The sequence below is a fragment of the Maricaulis maris genome (genome assembly GCF_036322705.1).
GTDB lineage: Bacteria > Pseudomonadota > Alphaproteobacteria > Caulobacterales > Maricaulaceae > Maricaulis > Maricaulis maris_B.
Window position 1 is genome coordinate 827,169 of record NZ_AP027270.1, and the last position, 21,850, is coordinate 849,018.

Here is a 21,850-nt window from a genome sequence, read left to right on the forward strand (position 1 = left end):
GGCCGGGGGTGGACGGCCCCGTTTAAACGGCTATCACTGGGTCATGCACAGCAAACTGGACCTTAATCCGGACGAACGCGCCGTACTCGACTGGATCGATACGCGGGCAGACGGCATGATCGAAACCGTCAAGGCGTGGTCCGCGATCAACTCGGGAAGCCGCAATGCGGAAGGTCTCGAGATCATGCGGGCCGAGCTCGCACGGGCCTTCGCCGAGACCGGTGGTGAGATCAGCGCCATCGATCTGCCACCGACCACTGTTGTCGATCCGGACGGTACCGTTCGTGAGCAGGCGTTTACGCCATCCTTTCATTGCCGAATTCGGCCCCAGGCGCCGATCCGGATCGTGATGACCGGTCACCATGACACGGTGTTTCCGGCCGGCAGCCATTTCCAGACCACCGAGCTCTGGGATGATGACACGCTGAATGGGCCGGGCGTGGCGGACATGAAGGGCGGCATTCTCGTGATGCTGCACGGTATTCTTGGACTGCAGCGGTCGCCATGGAAGGACGAGATCGGCATTGATGTGCTGATCAGTCCGGATGAGGAGATCGGCTCGCTGGGTTCCGGTCCGATCCTCGCAGAGCTGGCCGCCGGCGCCGACATTGGCATGACCTATGAGCCGGCCCTTGCCGACGGATCACTGGCGGGCGCCCGCAAGGGATCAGGCAACTGGTCGCTGAAAGTGTCCGGCAAGTCGGCCCATGCCGGACGGGAGCATCATCTTGGCCGCAACGCCTTGGCCGCGGCCTGCCAGTTCGGGCTTGGCTTGGACCAGCTCAACGGCAAACGTCCCGATGTGACGTTCAATCTGGCTCGCATTGACGGTGGTGGCCCGCCGAATGTTGTGCCCGACAATGCCGTCGTTCGCTTCAATGTGCGGGTGAAAACGGAGAATGACCGGGTCTGGGTCGACGCTGAACTCGAGCGCCTCGTTGACGAGATCCGGGTTCGCGACGGTATCGAGGCCGAGTTGCACGGGGGCTTCACCCGCCCACCCAAGCCTATGTCACCGGCCAATGCGAAAATGTTTGAGTGGACGAAAGCGGCCGGATCAGCGCTGGGACTCGATATCCGGTGGCAGGACACCGGCGGCGTGTGTGAGGGCAATAATCTCTGGGCAGCCGGGTGTCCCAATGTCGATACGCTCGGGGTGCGCGGTGCCGACATCCATTCCGATCGCGAGATCGTCAAGCTGTCCAGCTTCAGCGAGCGAGCGAAACTTTCGGCCATCATGCTGATGAAGTTTGCGCAGGGCCAATTTGATGCGCGTGAAGCGCGGGCGCTGGCCAAGGGCCAGGGCTGAAGAGTGATCGGGGAGAGATCATGCTGATCGTACGTGCGGCCAAACGGTCGGATCTGGATGCGCTCGTCCGGCTCGCAGAGGAAGCCGGAACGGGCTTCACCTCGCTCGCCGTGCCGCCGGAGGTGCTCGAGGAGCGCCTGGTAAAGTCAGAGGCCGCGTTCGCCGGTCCCGGCGAAACCCAGACAGAAGATACCTACCAGCTGATGCTGGAAGATACGGAAACCGGCCGGATTGTCGGCTGCTCGGCCGTGAAGGCCATGGTGGGCGTCTCGAAACCCTATTGGGATTTCAAGATCATGACGCTTGCTCAGCATTCGACCGAAGCCGACCGCCGTTTCGACATGGACGCGATGTTGCTGGTCAATGACTTTGCCGGCGCATCCGAGGTCGGGACGCTGTTCGTGTCCGAGGCCGGTCGCGGCAGCGGGGCCGGTCGACTGGTTGCCCAGTCTCGCTACATGCTGATTGCGGCCGGGCCGAACCGGTTCGGCGAGAAGGTGCTGGCCGAGCTGCGCGGCGTCGTCCACGACGATGGATCCTCGCCCTTCTTCGATCATGTCTCGCGGCCCTTCTTCCGCATGGACTTTGATGATGCCGACCGACTGTCAGCGGCGACCGACAACCAGTTCATTCTCGACCTCGGGCCGCAGCATCTGATTTATGTCGATCTGCTCCCGGAGCCGGCGCGGGCTGTCATCGGCAAGACCCACAAGGACGGCGAGGGCGCCTATAATCTGCTGAAGTGGGAAGGGTTCCACTATGACCGCTATGTCGACATCTTCGACGGCGGGCCGCTGGTGTCGACCTGGACCGAAAACATCCGCACGCTTCGCGAAAGCCGTGAAGTGACGGTTCGGGCCGCGACCACGACAGGGGGCGCAGACGGTATTCTCTCGTCAGATCGTTTCGACGACTTCCGGACCAGCTATGCCGAGGTCGTGGATGACGGGGATGTTGTCGGCGTGTCCTACGACACCATGCAGGCACTCGATTTGCGCGAAGGCGATCGCGCCCGTTTCTGGCGACGCAAGAGGTAGGATCATGAATTTCATCCAGGGTGACTGGCATACGGGCAATGGCAGCGAGCTGATGTCGCACAACCCGGCCGACAACAGCGTGGTCTGGTCCGGGCACACCGCAACACCGGCTGATGTCGATGCGGCGTTCAAGGCCGCCCGTCAGGCGTTCTCCGCCTGGGGCCGTCGCCCGGTGGCCGAGCGCATCGCGATCGTCGAGCGCTACAAGGCTGAACTCGAGGCACGCAAGGCCGATATTGCCGAACTGATCTCCCGTGAGACTGGAAAGCCACGCTGGGAGGGTCTGGCCGAGGCTGGCGCCATGATCGGCAAGATCGACATCTCCGCGAAAGCCAATGCCGAGCGGACATCAGGCCATGAAGCCGAAACCGCGTTCGGCTATGCACGTCTGGCCCATAAGCCGCTGGGTGTGATGCTCGTCCTCGGGCCGTATAATTTCCCCGGCCACCTGCCCAATGGTCATATCGTTCCGGCGCTGATTGCCGGCAATACGATCGTTTTCAAACCGTCGGAGATCACGCCCGGTGTGGGCGAAGCGATGGTGAAGGCCTGGGACGCCGCCGGTCTCCCGGCCGGCGTTCTGAACCTGGTGCAGGGCGCCCGCGAAACCGGGGCTGCCGCGCTGGACCATTCCGAGCTCGATGGCGTCCTGTTCACCGGGGCCTGGGGAACCGGCAAGTTCATTCACGAAAAGTTTGCGGGCCGGACCGGTATCCAGCTGGCGCTGGAGATGGGCGGCAATAACCCGCTTGTGGTCTGGGACGCGGCTGACGCTGAGGCGGCGGCCCGTATCGCGGTGCATTCTGCCTATGTCACAGCCGGTCAACGCTGTTCCTGTGCGCGCCGCCTGATCCTGCCCGAGGGGGCATTCGGGGAGGCTGTCATAGCGGCCATCATCCGCATCGCTGGCCAGCTGACCATTGATCGCTGGGACGCGGATGAAGAGCCCTTCATCGGTCCGCTGGTCTCTGCCCGGGCCGCCCAGTCTGTGCTGGATGCCCAGAGTGACCTCGTTCGTCGCGGTGCCCAGCCTCTGCTTGAAGTCGCACGGGTTACCGAGCTGGGCGATGCCTTCGTCCGACCCGGACTGCTCGACGTGACCGGCATCGATGCCCCGGATGAAGAAGTCTTCGGGCCGCTTATCCAGGTCACTCGCGTGGCCAGTTTCGATGAGGCGATCGCGGCGGCCAACAAGACGGCCTATGGTCTGTCGTCCGGTCTCGTGTCTGACGACGAAGCCCTGTGGGACCGCTTCTGGGTCGAGAGCCGTGCCGGCATCGTCAATTGGAACCGACCGACCTGCGGCGCGGCGTCGAACATGCCCTTCGGTGGACCGGGTCAATCCGGCAATCTGCGGCCGAGCGCCTATTACGCCGCCGATTATTGCGCCTATCCGGTTGCGACGCAGGCGGCTCGAACGCCGGAGCGCATGGCCGTCAAAGGGGTTGATTGAGCATGTTCGCGCAGGAAGCCAATTTTGATGGCCTGATCGGGCCGACCCATAATTATGGTGGTCTCTCTGACGGCAATCTGGCGAGCGCCAGGAATGGCGGGCTGGTCTCCTCGCCGCGCCAAGGCGTGCTGGAAGGTCTGACCAAGATGAAGCGGCTGGCCGATGCCGGGCTGGTTCAGGGCCTTTTGCCACCACACGAGCGCCCCTTCCTGCCGCTCCTACGCCGCGCCGGCTTCTCCGGCAGTGACGCCCAGGTCGTGGAGGCGGCCTGGAAGCAGGCGCCGGGCCTGGTGCGCAAGGCGAGCTCTGCCTCGCCGATGTGGGCGGCAAATGCGGCGACTGTCTCACCCTCGGCCGACACAGCCGATGGCCGTGTTCATTTTACGCCGGCCAATCTCCTCACCACGCTACACCGCTCGATCGAGGGTCGGCAGACGCAACGCAGCCTGTCCTGGGCCTTTGCCGACACCTCCCGGTTCTCGGTTCACGATCCCTTGCCGATGCAGGCGGATTTCGCCGACGAGGGCGCGGCCAATCATGTCCGGCTGTGCGCCGAGCAGGGCGGCGAAGGGGTCGAGATTTTCGTCTATGGCCGGTCTGCCGGTGAGAGCTGGGCGGGGGCCTTCCCGGCCCGGCAGACACTGGAAGCGTGTCAGGCCGTGGCCCGGTCGCACGGTCTCGATCCCAAGCGCTGCGTCTTCCTGCGCCAGTCGCAGGCCGCCATTGATGCCGGTGCCTTCCACAATGATGTCGTGTGTGTGGGAACCCGGACCACGCTGTTCTTCCACGAGCTTGCCTTCGAGGACAGGCATGGCGCCCTCGAGGCCATCCGGCGGGCTGCCAACGGTCTGTTCGAGCCCGTGTTCGTCGAGGTCCCCGAGGCCGAGGTTCCGATCGGTGATGCGATCACCTCCTACCTCTTCAACTCGCAGCTTCTGGAGTGGCCCGGTGAGGATCGCCTCGCGCTGATTGCCCCCAAGGAAACCGAGGAGACCGAAACCACGCGGGGCTATTGCGCGGCGATGGTGGCCGGCAACGGGCCGATCGGCCGGGTCGAGTTTGTCGATGTCCGTCAGTCCATGCGCAATGGTGGCGGACCGGCCTGCCTCCGGCTGCGTGTCGTGCTGACACCGGAAGAGCGCGCCGCTGTTACGCCGGCCGCGTTGATGACGGACGCCTTGCATGATCAGCTGACCGTCTGGGCTTCAAAGCATTACCGCGATCGGCTGTCTCCGGACGAGCTGGGTGACCCCGCCTTGATGGTGGAGTCGCGGGCGGCGCTGGATGCGTTGACGCAAATTCTTGGATTGGGTCCGGATTTCTATCCATTCCAACGCGTCTGACGGCAGGGATCCGGGCGGAATAATCCTATTCTGAACTGGCCTACACAAACACAATTTTCGTGATAGTTTGCCGCCTTCAATTCGTCGGGGAGGACGCATTTGTCTGAGGTCAGGTCTGTTTCTGTCATTCTGGTGGACGATGATCCGGACGAGCACTTCCTGTTCCGGGCGGATCTTGAGGACGCTGGAATTGATTTTACATTCAATGGCTTCACGCGTCCCGAGGATGCGCTGAAGCATTTGGATGGGCTTGGCGGAGGCCCTGTCCTCGTGCTCTGCGATCTCAGCCTTGCCGGAAGCGATGCGATCCGTTTCATCGCGGATACCCAGTCACGTCTCGGGGGCGGCGCCATTGGCGTTTATTCCGGCGCCCGCAATCCCGAGATGGAAGAGAAGTGCCGCGCGGCGGGCGCCTCCTTCTACATCGTGAAACCGGTATCCCGGCAGAAACTGGTTGATGCACTTGCCAAGACGGGAACCGTCCGCCTCGCTGAAGTGGCGGAGGGACGGGTCAGCCCGGTCCTGAGCTGAGTTCAACTCGGCCGGGCTGTCCTCAGACAGCCTCAGCCTTGCCCGGCAGGCCGCCTGCCTTGGCGTATGCCTGGCTCCCGCGTGAATAGACCTTGTCACGATCGGTGAGATCCGACGGCTTGTACTCGGACAGGCCGGGAAGACGCTCGTATATGGGGGCGAAGTCGGCGTAGGTGGCCTCCATCAGCTCCTCATAACTGTCGATGACAAAATAGCTCTGCTGGAAGTCGTCATAGCGGTAGTCGGTCCGCATGATGCGCTCGAGATCGAAGTGCAGGCGATTGGGGGAGCGGGCTTCGAGGCTGAAAATCGATTCGGCCCGGGAGGAGACGATCCCGGCGCCATAGATCCGGCGTCCTTCCGGCGTGTTGATCAGCCCGAATTCCACCGTGTACCAGTACAGCCGCGCCATGTGCTTGATCGCATCGAACTGCAGTGAGCGAAGCCCGCCTTCGCCATAGGCCTGCATGTAATCCGCAAAAACCGGTTGGGTGAGCAGCGGCACATGACCGAAGACGTCATGGAAAATGTCGGGCTCCGGCAGATAGTCCAGTTTTTCGCCATCGCGAATGAAACGGCCGGAGACAAAGCGGCGGTTGGCCAGGTGCTCGTAGAAATCCTTTTCCGGTATCAGGCCCGGCACGGTGACAACGGTCCAGCCGGTCAGCTTCTCGAGCTTCTCATTGACCCGGCGAAAATCCGGAATGCCGCCCTCATTGAGATTGAGCATGTCGAGGCCGGCAAAATGCTCGGGTGCCGCGCGTCCCTTCAGGACTTTCATCTGGCGCTCGTACAGCGTCGTCCAGATGGCGTGCTCCTCGGCAGAATAGCGGTCCCACTTCTGGTCAATGGTAAAATCGGCAGCGGGGCTTTGTTCCGCCACCACAGGATCATTCACGGGCATGGGTCGGCTCCGGTCGCGCCTGACGGCGAGTTAGTTTCATATGTAACTATCATAGGGCATTTCGGCCGCCGACCCAACAGCAAGCTCTGACGCTTGCAGCCTTTGGTGCACGAAAAACGCCGCCCCCTTTCGGGAGCGGCGTCGGTTTTCAAGCCGGTATCGACCTATTGCGTACAGAGGACGTCAACGAGGGGCGCGCACTGTCCTGACGTGCAGGCGCGGTTGTCGCCAAGGAACCAGGTCCGGGCCCGATTATAGCGGTCGACGCTGTAGTAGGCGGCACGCCGCATGCCCGAAGCCTGGCACATGCGGTCCGCGGCGCTCTGGTCGCAGCCTCCGCCATAGCCGCCGAGGCAGCGGTCCACCGCATAGCCGTTGATCTCCGGGCGGGCGAAGAAGAGGCTGTTTACCCCGCGGACGCCGCCACGAATGTCGCCACCCGGGCCTCCCGGCCCAGGATAACCGCCACCCGGTGCGCCCCAGCTGTCATCAACGCGGCGCAGCGAGGTGATCCGGTTGCGCAGCCCGAGGCGGGATAGATCGCTGACTTCGCCCTCGACGCGTTGACAGCTGTCGGTGAAGCCTTCGTCGTCGCAGACGATCCAGGTCTCGCCGCGTGCCACGACCAGGCTTTCGGCGCGGTCATTGAAGCCGAGGCGGCTCAGATTGCTGATGTCAGAGTCGACATCCACGCGTTGCCCGCCAAAGCTCACGCCATCGTAGAGGAAGACACCGGACCGCGGCACATTCCCGCCGCCGCCCGGACGCCCGGGCCGACTGGGACGACCGTCATAATCGGGCTCGGCAGAGCTGATCTGGCCGCCCATGCCACCGCCTATATTGGCGATGTCACCGCTGACTTCCATGCAGGCGCCCTCGAAGTTGGCGTCCTGGCAAACAATCCAGGTCCGCCGGCCGCTATGACGGACCGAGCGCGCCTGGTCGTTGAATCCGATCTGCTGGAAATTGGTGATGCTGGAGGTGATCGTCACCGACCGACCCGTGTAGTTGGGACCGGAGAAAAATGTCAGGGACGGACCGGAATTGCCGCCGCTAGGCCGCCCGGGGCGTCCGGGGGCACCGGGCACGAGCGGCCGCAGGGAGGTGAGCTGGTCATTCATGCGGCCCATGCTGGCCTGGTCGGACGAATGGATCTCGCAGGTGCCGTTGTAATCATCGTGCTGACACAGCTCCCATTCGCCAGAGACGATGCGGAATGAGGAGGCGCGATCATTGAAACGCACGGAATCCAGATTACGCACATCGCCGGTCACCCGGACCTCGGCGCCGCGGAAGTTCGTATCCGCATAGAGGATGATGGACTGGGCCGCGGCCTGTCCTGCCAAGCCTGTCAGCACAAGGCTGAGTGCGGCCTGTCCCAAACGCTTCATATTCATGTCTGTCTCCCCTTGTGCGGGTCTCGAAATAGATGTCCCGACCCTGTCATGATGTCCCTGAACCCAGACCGGACGCCGGGTTCATCGGTCATTCATCCGGCGTCTATTGCGGGTCACCGGCCGGCTCTTCTGCCGGCTGCTGGTTCCGGTTGCGCCGCTGGTTCAGCAAGCCCCGCAGGAGTTGTTCGGCGGGATCGGGTTGGACTGCCGGTTCTTCCCCGGCTGGCGCCGCATCACCTTCGCCCTCCGGACCGATCCCGATGGCATTGAGCAGCCCGTCACGCAGGGCATCCCGGGGATTGGTTGTTCCCTGGCTGCCAAGCGCATTGCTCAGGGCGCCCTGTAGCAGTGCCTGGCCAACAGCCTCGGTGTCAACGCCGACCGAGACGGTGTTGAAGCCGCCGCGCAGACGAATCGGAACCGTGATGCCGCGCAGGTCGCGTTCGCCGCCCTGACCCTGGATCGAGGCCACGGCGCGCGGTTGAAGCCGGTAGTCGAGCGTCTGTGCGGCCAGGTTCACGGTCCCGGCGCCGGTCACGCGCAGGAGCGGAGACAACATCAGGAGATCCTGCTGGGACACTTGCCCGTTCGCCACGGTGAAGCTGCCGGTGAGTGCCGAGAAATCGGTGGTTTGCTCTTCGCCGGTGGTGGCGGCGTCGGCATCAGCCGTCTCGCCGTCAGTCTCGCCGCCGCCGACCAGACGGCTCACATTGCGGATGGTCTCGGCAATGTTGATGCCCACGATGGCACCATCCGCGAAACTGAAATTACCGCTGCCACCGAGCGAGTTCATGATCGCGGACTGTGATTGCCCGGCCGCCAGCAGGTTGATGGTGAGAGCACCGGTTCCGCGCAGCTTGTCGAAACCGGCAGCCGCTTCGAGGAAGGGGCCGGCATCGAGCCCGGTCAGTTGGGCCTCGACGGAATAGCTGGGCTGGCGGCCACGATTATTGGCCACCACCGTTGCACTGCCCTGGCCCTCGTAAAGCGCGATATTTTCCAGCCTCACCTCAAGCCGGCTATTGCGCAGGTTGACGCGCAAACGGGCATTGCCGATTTCCATCGCCTGAACGAGGAGGCGGTCGACAGACAGGCTGAGGTCGGCATCCACGATCCCGAGACCGGCCAGATCAATCGGTGCCTCACTCCAGGGCGGGATCCCGCCGGACGACGTTGGGGCCGCGGTGTCGTTTGCGGTTGGCAGGTAGGGGTTCACATCCAGTTCTGTCAGGACCAGTCCACCGCTGATCATGGGCCGCTGGCCGGCCAGGTTCACGGCGAGACTGCCCGAGCCGGAGATCGCGTCCAGCGCCAGCGTTCGGGCATTCAGGCTGATTTCACCCGGGGCGCCGCTCAGCTGGCCAGCAGCGCGAAAGCGTTCCAGATTCTCTCCGGCGGGCAGGGGCGCGCCGGCGAACGCCGCCAACGCACGAACAGAGGGGATTGTGGCATCCAGCTCACCATCATAGGCGATTGCTTCGCCGGCGAGGATGCGGCCGGCAAAGCTCAGATCAGCAAGATTGCCGCCGAGGCCCACCATGACCGGCGTCTCGCGGCCTTCGAAGAAGTCGCGGATCGAACCGATATTGGCCGAGAAGCTGAGGCTCTGGCCGTCAGCATTGAGGGCCCCGGTCACGCGGGTTTCGGTATCGAGCGAGGGTAGGGCCACCGACAGGTCGAGCCCGGTAATGGCTCGCGACTGGCTGCCATCGGTGAAGTAGAGCGCACCGTTCTCGATGCGGACATCCCCGAAGCTGGCCTCGATCGGCAGAGCGCCTTCGCGGCGGACAAAGCCGGTGCCCTCGGTTGACGGCGCGGCGGCGGCAGCATCCGGCGGCGTGAAGGTCCAGTTATTACCGCGGCGATTCTGTGCCAGCCGGATCGTCGGCTCGACGAGGACGAATTCGGTGATCTCGACCCGACGGCTGAGAAGCGGGATGAGCCGGACGCCGACCCGCATCTCCCGCATCTCGGCGAACGCGTCCTCTCCGAAGCCCTCGGCATTCGCGATCGAGACATTGCTGGCCCGAATCTGCAGTTGCGGGAAGATCTGCAAGGCGATGTCGCCGTCCAGCGATACCTCACGGTTGAGGGCGTCGCGGGCGGCGGTCTCGACCGGCTCGCGATAGGTCGAGGCCGGAATCACTGCGGGCAGGATGAAGATCGCGGCGACCAGAAGGACCACTATCAGACCGAGAGCGAGACCGAGGCTTTTCATGGGGAGGCTCCGAAATAGCTGAAATATCAAACTGGCAGGCGTCTTCGTCATTTTCTTGGCGAGACGCGAAAAACACTCTGGGGTAAGGTATCGCTGATTGCGTCAACACACGAGGGGGGAATTGCGATGTCCACAAAACCACCAGCTGATCTGGTCCGGCGCCGGGAGTTGATCATGGGTCTGGCGGCAGGAACCGTTCTGCCTTTCATTGCCGGTTGCGCGGATAATGCGGCCCTGGGGAGAAGCCAGCTCATGCTGGTCTCTGACGGCCAGCTGGCCCAGCTCTCCGAACAGGCCTGGCAAGACAGCCTGCAGCGCGAGCGTGTGCTGCGCGACCCGTCCTATCAGCGCCGCCTGCAGCGGGTCGGCGACCGGATCGTGCGGGCATCCGGACAGAGCCAGCTCAATTGGGAGTTCGTCGTTTTCGACAGCGACACCGTCAACGCCTGGGTTCTGCCCAATGGCAAGGTGGGGTTCTACAAGGGCATTCTCGACATCATGGAGACTGATGATCACGTCGCGACCGTGATGGGGCACGAGGTTGGCCATATCGCCGGACGCCACTCGGCCGAGCGGGCCAGCCAGCAACTGGCAGCGCAGATGGGCATCGGCCTTCTGGCCAGTGCCATCGGCTCGTCGGGGACCGAATATGCCCAATACAGCCAGGATATCGGCGCCGCGCTCGGCATGGGCGTGACCTATGGCGTCATCCTGCCCTATTCGCGCGAGCACGAATATGAGGCCGACCGGCTGGGTGTCGATTACATGGTCGGTGCCGGTTATGACGCGCGTCAGGCGGTGGATTTCTGGGTCGGTATGTCGTCGGCGAACAACCATCGCACGGCCGAGTTCGCCTCGACGCACCCGTCGGACGAGAACCGGATCGCCGCGATGCGCGCCCATATCCGTGACCGCGGCTACGCTGCATAGGCGGGTGTCGGGCCTGTCGGGACCTTGTGCAGGACGTGTGCAACACGCTCTGCAAAACGCCTGACAGGGTGGTTGCCAGAGGGGGGCGGGGAGGCTAGTTTCCCGCGCCTTACGAGCTGATCGGATGCGAAGTCCGGACACGCATCGTGATACCGAGTGCCGCCTTAGCTCAGTTGGTTAGAGCGCTAGATTGTGGATCTAGAGGTCTCCCGTTCAATCCGGGAAGGCGGTACCATTTCCCCAGGTTTCTGAGCAAAGAAAAAGCCGACCCGTTTGGGTCGGCTTTCCTGTTTCCGGCGTCTTCGGTGACAGCGCAGGACCGTCGGGTCAGCGCATTGTGCCCGCATCGGCGTCTGCGGCTTCCGCCGCTTCGGCGCGGGCCGCGATCAGGGCGCGCGCCTCGTCATTGCTTTCGACGGCTTCGATGGTGTCGAAATAGCAGCGGTCCTCCCGGGTCTCGACATATTCGAAATGCGGGTTGTGGATGGTGCTGAAGTTGCGCAGGCTCAGGCCGACTCCGGCGCTGCCGCGCAGCCCGAGACAGCGGCGCTGGAGCGTCACCAGATAACGGCGGCTGGCACCGGCGCGCAGGACCAGGTGCTGGCGGTCGAGCACGGCATATCCATTAACGTTGCGGATGCGTAGCGGCGTGTCTCGGCTGGCCGTTTCCCGGGGCGCCTCGGCGGCCGGTTCCGTGGTTGCCGCGGGATCCGTCTGCTGCGCCGCGACTGTCGGCACGGCTGTCATCGCGACCAGGGTCGCGGCGCCGAGAGCGGCGGCAAGGCTGTAACGAATCCGGGATCGATTGCGGGATCGATTGCGGGATCGATTGCGGGTCTGGCGTGTCATGCGTCGTCTCCTTCTTCGTCGTGCCCCGGTTCGAGGCTTGGTGTCGGTTCAGACGTCCCTCGTAACCAATATTGGTCTTTCGAGGGTGTGACGCAAGCGCGCTGCGAGCGGCGTTAACGCCGGGTTAGCCACGTTTCTGCGAGTCTGCGCAGGCGATTCGCATGCCGTGAGTCGCCAGCAACCGGCCGTCACGCCCGCGGAGACAGATGTGGTCAGCCCCGTCGATACCAGCAGCCAGGACTTCACCATGCGGGCCATTCGCCAGGCCGCGCAGGAAACCGGTACGGATTTCAACTTCCTGGTTGATACTGCGGCGCGTGAAAGCAATTTCGATGTGCGGGCTGAAGCGCGGACATCGAGTGCGGCCGGCATGTTCCAGTTTATCGAGCAGACCTGGCTCGGGGTTCTGGCCCGGCGCGGCGCCGATCATGGTTATGGCGACGCCGCCCAGGCGATCAGCCAGGATGCCAATGGCCGGTTTGTGGTCGCAGACCCGTCCCGGCGCCAGGAAATCCTCGACCTTCGCTTTGATGCGGTCGCGGCCTCGCGCATGGCCGGCGAGCTCGCGGCCGAGAATAACCGCGTGATCGAGTCGCGGATCGGCCGTCCGGCATCCGGCGGCGAGCTCTATGCGGCACACTTCCTTGGAGCCGGCGGTGCGGCCGAGCTGATCAGCGCGGCCCGGGATCGTCCGGACCAGCGTGCCGATACGCTGTTTCCCGCAGCAGCCCGCGCCAATCGCCCGATCTTTTTCGACGGGAACCGTCCCCGGTCGACCAGCGAGGTCCTGGCTGTCCTGACCCGTCAGGACAGTCCGCACGGCCAGTCCGGTGCGGGGGCGCGGCAGATGGCAAGTGCCACTGCTGTGCAGGCCGTCGGCGACATGCTGACGACACCGATCCCGAGCCTTGCGGAGGGCGGATATTCGGGGCCGTCGCCGGTGATCCAGTCGGTCGCGGCGATGCGCTCCAATCTGCGAGTTGGCAATGGCGAGCTCTCTCCCGCGCTGGTGGAGATCCTTGCTTCCCTCGAGGCGCCACGCAGCGCTCGTGGGCGGAATTCGTAAACCCGGCCCTGTCGTCGGCAAGCTTTCGTTAAGCATGTTTCGTCAAGATTTGGCCGAATGAACAACCTTTGAATCGGAAGCCCGATGAGTGTCGTTGCCCTTCGTAATCGCCTGACAAACGAGGATATCCGCCGTCTGGTGAAGGGCGAGAATGATGAGACGCGGGCGATGGCGGCTCGCAAGATCTGCCGTCGCATGGATTCGGCATCCCTGACCGAAGCCGAGCGGACCGCCGCGCGCGACATTCTCGATGTGATTTCCCGCGATGCGGCCGAGCTGGTCCGGCGCGCGATGGCCATCACGCTGCGCCAGTCACCCAATCTGCCGCGCGATGTCGCCCGCAAGCTGGCCGAGGATGTCGACAGTGTCGCAACGCCCGTTCTGGAATCATCGCCCGTCCTGACCGATGAGGACCTGTTGTCAGTCCTGCAGTCGGCTGACACGGCAAAGCGTTGTGCCATTGCCGGTCGCGAGCACGTGGCGCCAATTGTCGTTCACGAGCTGCTCGACAGTCGTGACGAGGCGGCGGTCTCCATCGCGGCATCGAATAATGGTGCCGAATTCGATGATGCCGCCTATCAGCGCGCTTTCGCGGAGTTCTGCGAGAGCAGTGGTGTGATGGATGCCTTCGTGGCTCGCTCGCACCTGCCACTGAGCGTGACAGAGCGTCTGATCGCCCATGTCAGTGATGTGGCCCTCAACCGCCTTGTGAAATCCCATGCCTTGCCGCCGCAGCTCGCCGTCGAGCTGTCCGAGGGCGCGCGCGAGCGGGCCACGCTTGATCTCGTCGACCAGGCCGGCCTGGCGCATGACCCCAAGCATTTCGTTCAGCAATTGCGGCTCAACAGCCGGCTGACGCCCTCGCTGATACTGCGGGCGCTACTGCGCGGGCACATTGAATTTGTCGAACATGCCTTTGCCGAGCTGGCCGGTGTGACTCACTCGCGCGCCTGGCTTCTGGTCCACGATGCCGGACCGCTGGGTCTGCGGGCGGTCTATGACCGGACCGGCATGCCGTCACGGCTCTACCCGGCGGTTCGGGCCGCGCTGGATGTCTATCACGGCATGGAGGTCCCGCAGGATGAGGCCGGGCGGGCGCAGTTCCGCCGCAATTTGGCCGAGCGCGCGATTACGCGCTTCCAGGGAATCCCGGAAGAAGACCTCGACTATGTCCTCAGCCGCTTTGACGAGGATGACGGATTGCAGAAGGTCGCCAGCTAGTCGCAGCCCTTTCGATCAGACACGAAAAAAGCCGGTGCAGGACACCGGCTTTTTTGTATCGGGTCGGGTGACAGCCTCGGGCGGTCAGTCGTCTTTCCAGGGCTCGGAGAAGGCCGTCGTCTGCTTTTCCAGCTCGTCCGCGAGCTCGGCGGCGACGCGGTCATTGTCATCGCGGATATTCTGCGACAGCGCGGCCCGGATGGCGCCGACATGGGCGAGGGCGAGTCCGAGCGGAGCCTTCTGCCGCTTTTCCGGCATGTCGATCATCTTGGTCAGCGATTTGGCCAGTCGCGTAATGATCGGAAACTCATACGTGGTGCCGAGGCCGCGCAGGTCGTGGGCGCGGACGAAGAGGGCCTCGCCCTCGTCGCCTTTCAGCCCGGTCTCGCGAACGAGCTTGGCCGCCGCCTCGAGCTTGACCACTTCTTCCTCCAGCCATTGGCCGAAGTCCGAACGCAGATCCTTCAGCGCTTCTTCCGCTTTCTGGATCATGTGCAGGTCGCCTTGGCTGACCGGGCCGCCAACCTTGATCTGCAGCATGTTCGGGGCGGAGATGACCTCCACATCCTTGTTATTGGCCATGAGACGTCCTCTTAGCTGGCAGTCGCGAGCGGGGCATCAGGAGCGCCGACACGTGCGTGGGAAGTGACACAGAGCGTTTCGCGCAGGGTCTGTGCGAGATTGGCTGCCGTGAAAGGTTTGGTCAGAAAGGCATCGACCCCCGTCTGGCGGGCCTGTCGAATGCGATCGTCCTCGGTATAGGCTGAAAGCATGATCACCGGCAGGTTCGGTGCCGGGCTGGCATGGCGGTCGCGAAGCGTCCGCACCAGATCGATCCCGTCGCGGGGCTTCATCTTCCAATCCGTGATGAGCAGGTCGACCGGCTTGGCCCGGAGCACATCCAGCGCGCGCTCGACGGTATCGGTCTCGATGACCCGGCCGCAGCCGAAGGCCTGCAGGGAAACCCGCAGCGCGCCGCGAAGGGCCGCGCTGTCGTCCACCAGCAGAATGGTGAGTCGCGATAATGTCTCGTCCAGCGCGAAGTCGCTCATCTCGGGCTCGGCTTGCTCGAATCTGTCGTATCGGAAGACTAGCGCGGCTTGCTTAACGCCAGCCTAAATCCGGTCAGTTTTCAAACTGCTCGACCAGAATGCGTTCGGCCAGGTCGCGGCCCGGGTCGAACAGCATGGTGAGAACCACGTCCTGGGCTTCCACGACATCAACCCGAGCGACTTCCCGGAACTCCTGATTGTCGGCAACGGCCGAGACCGGCCGGCGTGACGGCTCCATGATTTCGAAGCCAACCTTGATGTTGTGAGGGAGCAGGGCACCGCGCCAGCGTCGCGGCCGAAAGGCGCTGATCGGCGTCAGCGCAAGGACCTTGGAGTTGAGCGGCAGGATCGGACCATGGGCGGACAGGTTATAGGCGGTCGAGCCGGCCGGCGTGGCGACCATCACCCCGTCCGCCTGAAGCTCCGCCATCCGGCTCTTGCCATCGATGGTGATCTTGATCTTCGCCGTCTGACGGGTTTCGCGCAGGAGCGAGACCTCGTTGATGGCCAAGGCCTCGAACGGTTTGCAATGGATATCCTCGCCGATGGCGCGCAGCGGGTGGATCCGGGCGCGTTCGGCCCGCGCCAGCCGCTCGGTCAGCCCGTCTTCGCGGAACTCGTTCATGAGAAAGCCGACAGAGCCGAAATTCATGCCGTAGACGCGTGCGCCGGTCTTGATCGACAGGTGGAGTGCATCCAGCATCAGCCCGTCGCCGCCGAGCGCGACAATGATCTCGGCTTCTTCGATGGGGACATGTCCATAGACCTGTTCCAAGCGCGCTTTCGCGGCTTTGGCCTCAGGTCGGGGGCTGGCAAGGAAGGCGAGGGAGGCGGTGATGGCGGGCTCGAAGGAAAACCTGATGAAACAGGTTCTTATTCAAGCCCTCGTGCCCATCTGGCGCAAGACCTTCGCCGCTTTTTCCGGACCATACATGCGGAAGACATTCGCGGCGGCGGTCATGGCGTCGCCCTCGAGCGCCTGATGGATGCGTCCGGAGCGTTGCAGGGTCTTGTGGATAATCGGATAGGCGGTGCGGTCGAGTTGCGCCGCCTGGCAGGCCATGGCGGCGGCCCGGACACCATTCATCGCCAGGGCGACACGCCATTGCGAGGCCTTGATGTCGCAAAGGGCGGCAATCGCGTGATCGAACACAGCTTCCTTGCCAGCCTTGAGGGCGTCCATCGCGAAGCGACCGGTGAGTTTTCCGGCTTCGCGCGCATCCTGCACGATCCGTGCGGCTTCCTTGTCGACATTCTCGGGGGTCGCGCCAAGGGCGGCTTCGACGGCAAGGTTCTCGACCTTCGCCTTGTCGAGACCGAAGCGCCGATACAATTCCTCGCGCCAATTCTCAGGCAGCATGATGCACAGCTGGGTCGCATAGTCGGTAGACAGGTCGTGCCGTCGGGCCAACGCCTCGCGCAATTTCGGGTGCTCGCGCGCGACGTGCAGGCAAACATTGAGCGTATGCTCTGAGATTTCAGCGGTGTCGTTGTTGGCTAGGGCGCGCAGCACGAGGGCCTCGCCCGGTTTTGCCAGCGTATCGGTAACGGGCAGACACAGATTGGCGCGCATGGCGAGGTGACGGCGATGCTCGATCGTCCCGGTCTCTGCCAGCTCGATCATGTCCTTCTGCGTCAGCTGTTCGCTTTTCTCGATAATGATCGCGGAAATCTCGATCTGGTCGAAAGCGAAGTGCTTGATCGCAGCATGTGGCGCCCAATCGCAGGTTGCCAGCTTCTTCGCCATGGCCACTTTTGTGTTGAGATCAGACTTGCTTGACAGGGTGATCAGCAGGTCGCCGGCGATCGGTTCGGCACTGTCGGAGAGCGGCTGCGCCACGCACATCTCCGTAACGCCCAGCGCGATCTGCTGGCGTTTCTCGGGGTCGCGGACAGTCGCGAGAAGGTGGAGCGCTTCAGCTGGTTTTGCGGCCATGGGTCTTGAATTGTGATCAATTAGGATGACCTGTATTGCTGACACAAACGCCTTGAAAACTTGTTAATTGGCACCCGCTCCCGGAGGTGTTCGAGCCATGGAAGACATGATATCAACATCATATCTGGAACGCTATTCGGGTGTGCGCGAAAGAACGCAAGCCTTGGTAGCGGGTCTGTCCGATGAAGACATGCTGGTCCAGACGATGCCGGATGTCAGCCCGACCAAGTGGCACCTGGCGCACACGACATGGTTCTGGGAAACGTTCTTGCTGCGCGAATATCTCGATGGGTATCAGGAGTTCTCGGGCGAATTCAATTACCTGTTCAATTCCTATTATGACGGGATCGGCGAGCGGCACGCCCGCGCCGAGCGCGGCTATCTCAGCCGACCATCCCTGCGCGATGTCATGGCTTACCGGGCCCATGTTGATGACGCGATGGCGCGTTTACTGAGCGTTGACCAAGACCTCACAACGCAGGCGCTGACCCCCCTCATTGAGCTGGGCCTGGCCCATGAGGAGCAGCACCAGGAGCTGATCCTGACTGATATCAAGCATGTGCTGTCCCGCCACCCGTTCGCTCCGGGAGCCTTTGCCGCGCCGTCCCGCGGGCAGCCGGAAACCGCCGGCCCCCCGGGATGGGTCGAGTTCGCGGGCGGGATTGTCGAGATTGGTGCGGCGGGCTCCGGCTTCCATTTCGACAATGAAGGTCCGCGTCACCAGGCGATCCTGACTCCCTTCGCGCTTGCCGACCGGCTGGCAACCAATCGCGATTACGCTCAATTCGTGGCGGACGGCGGATATCAGACCGCCACGCTCTGGCTGTCCGAGGGCTGGGCCCGTGTCCAGGCGGAAGGGTGGAGCGCTCCGTTCTATTGGCGGCAGGGCGAAACCGGTTGGGAGGAGTTCACGCTGCACGGCCAGTATCCACTCGATCCTGATGCACCGGTGCTCCATCTTTCCTATTACGAGGCCAGTGCCTTCGCTGAATGGAGCGGTGCCCGTCTTCCCGATGAGCGGGAGTGGGAAATTGCGACCTTGGGCCTGCTCGACGGTGAGGGACGTTTCGCGGCGCCGGGTGCCTCCGCCCATCCCGATGTGGCGGCACAGGCCGCGCAGCCGGGCCGGGGATTGCGTCAGATGTTCGGCGATGCCTGGGAGTGGACGCGCTCGGCCTACTCGGCCTATCCGCGCTATCGCCCGGCCGCCGGCGCGGTCGGCGAGTACAATGGCAAATTCATGTGCGGCCAGTATGTGTTGCGCGGCGGATCCTGCGCCACGCCGCCGGGGCATGTCCGTCGCACATACCGAAATTTCTTTCCGCCGGACGCCCGCTGGCAATTTTCCGGTGTTCGACTGGCCAAGGACATTTGACGGCGCGGGCCAGAGGTCCGATCCTGCCGAAAGTTGGCGATAACAAGACAAACCATGGGGAGACCATCATGGACGATCAGGCAATCATTTCGGTCAAGGACCAGGTTTCGGCCGAGGAGTGGAAAGCGCGCTGCGATCTCGCGGCGCTGTACCGGCTGGTGCGCATGCATGGCTGGGACGATCTGTTTTTCACCCACATCTCGATGCGTGTCCCCGGGCCGGAGGAGCATTTCCTGCTGAACCCGTTCGGCCTGCTGTATGAAGATGTCACGGCGTCCAACCTCGTGAAGGTGGACTTGGACGGCAATGTCCTTCCGCCGTCGCAGTACGGAATCAATCCGGCCGGGTTCACGATCCACTCGGCGATCCATGCTGCCCGCCATGACGTAGCCGTGGCCCTGCACCTGCACTCGGATGCAGGGGTTGCGGTCGCTGCGCAGAAAGGGGGGCTGCGTCCGATCTCGCAGCTCGCCATGAATGTCTTCAATGATGTGAGCTATCACGATTATGAGGGCATTGCGCTGGAATCCGAGGAGAAGGAGCGGCTGGTCGCCGATCTCGGCGACAAGAATCTCATGATCCTGCGGAGTCATGGAACGTTGTCGGTTGGCGATCACCCTTTTAGCGCGTATATTCGCATCTATCTACTGGAGCGTGCCTGCAAGATCCAGGTCATGGCCCAGGCGGGTGGAGCGCTGATCGAATGGGACGAGACGATGCAGGATCGCGTCTTCGGGCAGTCCGGGGAGATCTCCTCGAACGAGTTCTTCAAGGAAATTGCCTGGGCCGCGATTCTCGATCGCGTCCGCCGCGAAAGCCCCGGCTTCGACGTCTGATCCAGTCGGCCTGCATGGCCGGCCTGTCGGGAGTGGTCCTGACGGCGCCGGCCCATGCCGGCGCCTGGCCGCAACCGCGCGGCGAGGGACTGCTGATCGTCACGACCCTCGCAGACCGGGCTGACCGATCCTACGACGCCGACCGTCAGTCAATCGATGATGGCTATTTCCACAAGGACGAAACGGCGGCCTATGTCGAATTCGGGCTGACCGATGTCGACACGCTGGTCGCCCGCCTGGCCTGGCAGGATGTCCGGAGGCTGCGCGGCCCGTCCTATGATCACGCACAGGGTCTTTCAGCCAGCGAGCTGGGTTGGCGGCGTCTGATCTGGCAGGGTGAGCGGGCCGTCCTGTCCGGGCAGCTGACCGCCTTGATTCCCGGTCAGGGCGAAAACGTCTCGAACCAGGCCTTTGGCTCGGGTGACATGGCTGGCGAGGTTCGCGCCCTGGCCGGACGCAGTCTTGGCCAGCGCGGCTTCGCGGAAGCGCAACTCGCATGGCGCTGGCGTGAAGGTCCTTGGCTCGATGAGGCCCGGCTTGATCTCACCGCAGGATGGCAGCTGACCGAGAGCTGGCAGGTTCTGGCCCAAAGCTTTTCGGTGTGGAGTATCGAGGACGACCAGCCGGGCCTTCGCAGCTTCGACCAGCACAAGCTGCAGCTCTCTCTCAGCCGCGCAATCGGACGCCAGACACTCCAGCTTGGCGCGTCGATCACTCCCAGTGGCCGCAACGCGATCGAGCAAGAGGCGGTCTTCCTGTCAGTCTGGCGCCGTTTCTAGCTCCCAGTCGTTGGCCGTCAGCCCTCAGTCGTCGCTTGTCTGGACCGCAATATAGGCAATCACGTCGCGGCGATCTTCCGGGTCGCGCAAGCCGACAAAGCTCATCCGGTTTCCGGCGACGAGGGCGCGCGGGTTCTCGATCCAGGCGTCCAACGTCGCAAGATCCCAGACCAGGCCGGCGTCCGAGAGCTGGCTGGAATAGCTGAACTGGGCGTGACTGGCTGCGGGCTGACCGATGACCCCGTAGAGGTTCGGGCCAACAGAGTTGCGGCCACCCTCATTCAGTGTGTGGCAGGACTGGCAGCGGCGAAACTGTCGGGCTCCATTGCTCAGATCGGCATTCACATAGTCGCCGCCAAGGCTGGCCAGAATGACGGACGCATCTGTGTCCCCGTCATCATCGCCTTCACGGTCGTCATCATCACGGTCTCGGGACGACGACATGGAAGCCGGGCTCGCGGCCGCCATGCTTGTGTCGGTTGATGCCGGGCTGGCGGCGTCGTCATTGCCGCAGCCAACAAGTGCGACCGAGGCGAGAAGGACGAGAAGGGCACGTGTCATGGATCATCGCTCCTTGGCGGACCAGTTCGGATTGGCCTGAGGTTATACCGCTGCAGGTCTGCTTCAACATGCGGCACGATGACACCATGATGCAAAACCGCGACGCAGCGGGTCACCTGCGCAGCCCGTCCCCTCTTTTTTGCTTGTCTCCCACAACACAATCGCGAACAAGGATCGTCAGGGACCCAACAGAGGCATCGGGACAGGATGCATGACCGCGCACGGCTGTCGGCCGTCATGATATGTGGAGCCGGTCATTCCGGCTCGACCCTGCTGGGCATGGTGCTCGGTAGTCATACCGACACCTTTTACATGGGCGAGGGCGGCAAGGCCCGGTATCTCGGTGACGAGAAGAAGCCGCTTCGCAAGCGTGTGTGCAAGATCTGTGGTGAGGACTGTCCGGTCTGGGCCGGCTTCCAGTGGGATGGCAGCACGCCACTCTATGCCAAGGTCGCCGCGCATGTCGGCAAGTCGGTCATTATCGACTCGACCAAGGATGAGCGCTGGATCGAGACCCGGGCGGCGGAAGTGCGAGCGGGCGGCGGTATACCTGTCCTTCTCCTGCTGAGCCGCGACGGACGTGCCGTGGTCAATTCCCGGCTGCGCAAATATCCCGATCGCGACCCGGCAGAGCAGGTCCAGGCCTGGGTCGACAAGATGGCGACCTCGCAAGCCCTGTTCGACGCTTTCGACGGACCCAAGATGCGGATCCGGTACGAGGACCTGGCCGAGAACACGGAGGCGACGCTTAAGGCGCTCTGCGATCTGATCGGCCTCGACTACCAGCCGGCTATGGCCAATTTCGCCGCGGTCGAGCACCACGTCCTCGGCGGCAATAGCGGAACCCAGTTTATCGCAGCGCGGTCGCGCTATGAGGATCCGGACGAGGCTTTTGTCAGCCTCGGTTCACGTACCCGCGATTACTACGAGAATCATTCCGGTGAGATCGAGCTTGATCTGCGCTGGATGCAGGAAATGAAGCCCGAACATCGCGCCTTGTTCGAGCAGATGGCGGCAACGGCCAATGCGCCGTTCCGTTGGGGGGACTAGACA

General features: G+C 63.4%; 21 protein-coding genes and 1 tRNA gene. 13 read left to right on the top strand and 9 right to left on the bottom strand.

What is annotated here, in order from left to right; translation table 11 throughout:
* Positions 1-43 precede the first annotated feature (43 nt).
* The 5 genes from AAA969_RS03705 to AAA969_RS03725 all read left to right on the top strand — a co-directional run bounded on the left by AAA969_RS03705 (position 44) and on the right by AAA969_RS03725 (position 5,673).
* Positions 44-1,309, top strand: a complete 1,266-nt coding sequence (locus AAA969_RS03705) for a hydrolase (protein WP_338243770.1) — start codon at positions 44-46, stop codon at positions 1,307-1,309.
* 20 nt (positions 1,310-1,329) lie between these two features.
* On the top strand, positions 1,330-2,346 hold the full coding sequence (locus AAA969_RS03710; protein WP_338243772.1) for an arginine N-succinyltransferase: 1,017 nt from the start codon (positions 1,330-1,332) through the stop codon (positions 2,344-2,346).
* A 4-nt stretch (positions 2,347-2,350) separates the two neighbouring features.
* Complete coding sequence (astD, locus tag AAA969_RS03715; RefSeq protein WP_338243774.1) at positions 2,351-3,799, top strand: succinylglutamate-semialdehyde dehydrogenase; 1,449 nt, start codon at positions 2,351-2,353, stop codon at positions 3,797-3,799.
* Between the two features lie 2 nt (positions 3,800-3,801).
* A complete protein-coding gene (gene astB, locus AAA969_RS03720) occupies positions 3,802-5,142 on the top strand; it encodes an N-succinylarginine dihydrolase (protein WP_338243776.1) in 1,341 nt (446 codons plus the stop codon).
* Between the two features lie 99 nt (positions 5,143-5,241).
* Positions 5,242-5,673: a response regulator gene (locus AAA969_RS03725; RefSeq protein WP_338243779.1), complete on the top strand. Its 432-nt coding sequence runs from the start codon at positions 5,242-5,244 to the stop codon at positions 5,671-5,673.
* A gap of 22 nt (positions 5,674-5,695) precedes the next feature.
* Here AAA969_RS03725 and phhA read toward each other — a convergent pair whose 3' ends face one another.
* The 3 genes from phhA to AAA969_RS03740 form a co-directional block, all read right to left on the bottom strand.
* Positions 5,696-6,577, bottom strand: coding sequence for a phenylalanine 4-monooxygenase (gene phhA / locus AAA969_RS03730; RefSeq protein ID WP_338243781.1), 882 nt, complete (start codon positions 6,575-6,577; stop codon positions 5,696-5,698).
* Between the two features lie 164 nt (positions 6,578-6,741).
* The gene (locus AAA969_RS03735) at positions 6,742-7,974 is read right to left on the bottom strand and encodes a beta/gamma crystallin-related protein (protein WP_338243783.1); all 1,233 of its coding nucleotides are present in this window, start codon (positions 7,972-7,974) and stop codon (positions 6,742-6,744) included.
* 103 nt (positions 7,975-8,077) lie between these two features.
* A complete protein-coding gene (locus AAA969_RS03740) occupies positions 8,078-10,192 on the bottom strand; it encodes an AsmA family protein (RefSeq protein WP_338243785.1) in 2,115 nt (704 codons plus the stop codon).
* A gap of 252 nt (positions 10,193-10,444) precedes the next feature.
* Here AAA969_RS03740 and AAA969_RS03745 point away from each other — a divergent pair, with 252 nt between their 5' ends.
* Both AAA969_RS03745 and AAA969_RS03750 read left to right on the top strand, forming a co-directional pair.
* Complete coding sequence (locus tag AAA969_RS03745) at positions 10,445-11,122, top strand: M48 family metallopeptidase (RefSeq protein WP_338243787.1); 678 nt, start codon at positions 10,445-10,447, stop codon at positions 11,120-11,122.
* Between the two features lie 158 nt (positions 11,123-11,280).
* Positions 11,281-11,357: transfer RNA gene (locus tag AAA969_RS03750), tRNA-His, on the top strand.
* Between the two features lie 92 nt (positions 11,358-11,449).
* Here the strand turns inward: AAA969_RS03750 and AAA969_RS03755 are convergent.
* Positions 11,450-11,971, bottom strand: a complete 522-nt coding sequence (locus AAA969_RS03755) for a DUF6491 family protein (protein WP_338243790.1) — start codon at positions 11,969-11,971, stop codon at positions 11,450-11,452.
* Positions 11,972-12,179: 208 nt separating this feature from the next.
* Between AAA969_RS03755 and AAA969_RS03760 the strand changes: the two genes are divergently transcribed.
* Positions 12,180-13,037, top strand: coding sequence for a hypothetical protein (locus AAA969_RS03760; RefSeq protein ID WP_338243792.1), 858 nt, complete (start codon positions 12,180-12,182; stop codon positions 13,035-13,037).
* Positions 13,038-13,121: 84 nt separating this feature from the next.
* Entirely contained in the window at positions 13,122-14,258 is a 1,137-nt protein-coding gene (locus AAA969_RS03765; protein WP_338243794.1) for a DUF2336 domain-containing protein, read from the top strand.
* Positions 14,259-14,342: 84 nt separating this feature from the next.
* Here the strand turns inward: AAA969_RS03765 and AAA969_RS03770 are convergent, their stop codons facing one another.
* From AAA969_RS03770 to AAA969_RS03785, 4 genes are all read right to left on the bottom strand, one after another.
* Positions 14,343-14,840 (bottom strand): Hpt domain-containing protein, encoded by a 498-nt coding sequence (locus AAA969_RS03770; protein ID WP_338243796.1) that lies wholly within the window; start codon positions 14,838-14,840, stop codon positions 14,343-14,345.
* Between the two features lie 11 nt (positions 14,841-14,851).
* Positions 14,852-15,310, bottom strand: coding sequence for a response regulator (locus tag AAA969_RS03775; RefSeq protein ID WP_338243799.1), 459 nt, complete (start codon positions 15,308-15,310; stop codon positions 14,852-14,854).
* A 73-nt stretch (positions 15,311-15,383) separates the two neighbouring features.
* Entirely contained in the window at positions 15,384-16,172 is a 789-nt protein-coding gene (locus tag AAA969_RS03780; protein WP_425325029.1) for an NAD kinase, read from the bottom strand.
* 15 nt (positions 16,173-16,187) lie between these two features.
* Positions 16,188-17,246, bottom strand: a complete 1,059-nt coding sequence (locus AAA969_RS03785) for a DUF2336 domain-containing protein (protein WP_338243801.1) — start codon at positions 17,244-17,246, stop codon at positions 16,188-16,190.
* A 97-nt stretch (positions 17,247-17,343) separates the two neighbouring features.
* Here AAA969_RS03785 and egtB point away from each other — a divergent pair, with 97 nt between their 5' ends.
* From egtB to AAA969_RS03800, 3 genes are all read left to right on the top strand, one after another.
* Positions 17,344-18,621 carry an ergothioneine biosynthesis protein EgtB gene (egtB, locus tag AAA969_RS03790; RefSeq protein WP_425324988.1) on the top strand — a complete coding sequence of 426 codons (1,278 nt, stop codon included), beginning with the start codon at positions 17,344-17,346 and terminating at the stop codon, positions 18,619-18,621.
* Between the two features lie 68 nt (positions 18,622-18,689).
* Positions 18,690-19,457: a class II aldolase/adducin family protein gene (locus AAA969_RS03795; protein ID WP_425325030.1), complete on the top strand. Its 768-nt coding sequence runs from the start codon at positions 18,690-18,692 to the stop codon at positions 19,455-19,457.
* 14 nt (positions 19,458-19,471) lie between these two features.
* A complete protein-coding gene (locus tag AAA969_RS03800; RefSeq protein ID WP_338243807.1) occupies positions 19,472-20,236 on the top strand; it encodes a hypothetical protein in 765 nt (254 codons plus the stop codon).
* Positions 20,237-20,260: 24 nt separating this feature from the next.
* On the opposite strand, the gene AAA969_RS03805 is transcribed toward AAA969_RS03800, so the two are convergent.
* A complete protein-coding gene (locus tag AAA969_RS03805) occupies positions 20,261-20,797 on the bottom strand; it encodes a c-type cytochrome (protein ID WP_338243809.1) in 537 nt (178 codons plus the stop codon).
* Positions 20,798-21,004: 207 nt separating this feature from the next.
* Here AAA969_RS03805 and AAA969_RS03810 point away from each other — a divergent pair, with 207 nt between their 5' ends.
* Positions 21,005-21,847, top strand: a complete 843-nt coding sequence (locus AAA969_RS03810; protein WP_338243812.1) for a sulfotransferase — start codon at positions 21,005-21,007, stop codon at positions 21,845-21,847.
* Positions 21,848-21,850 lie beyond the last annotated feature (3 nt).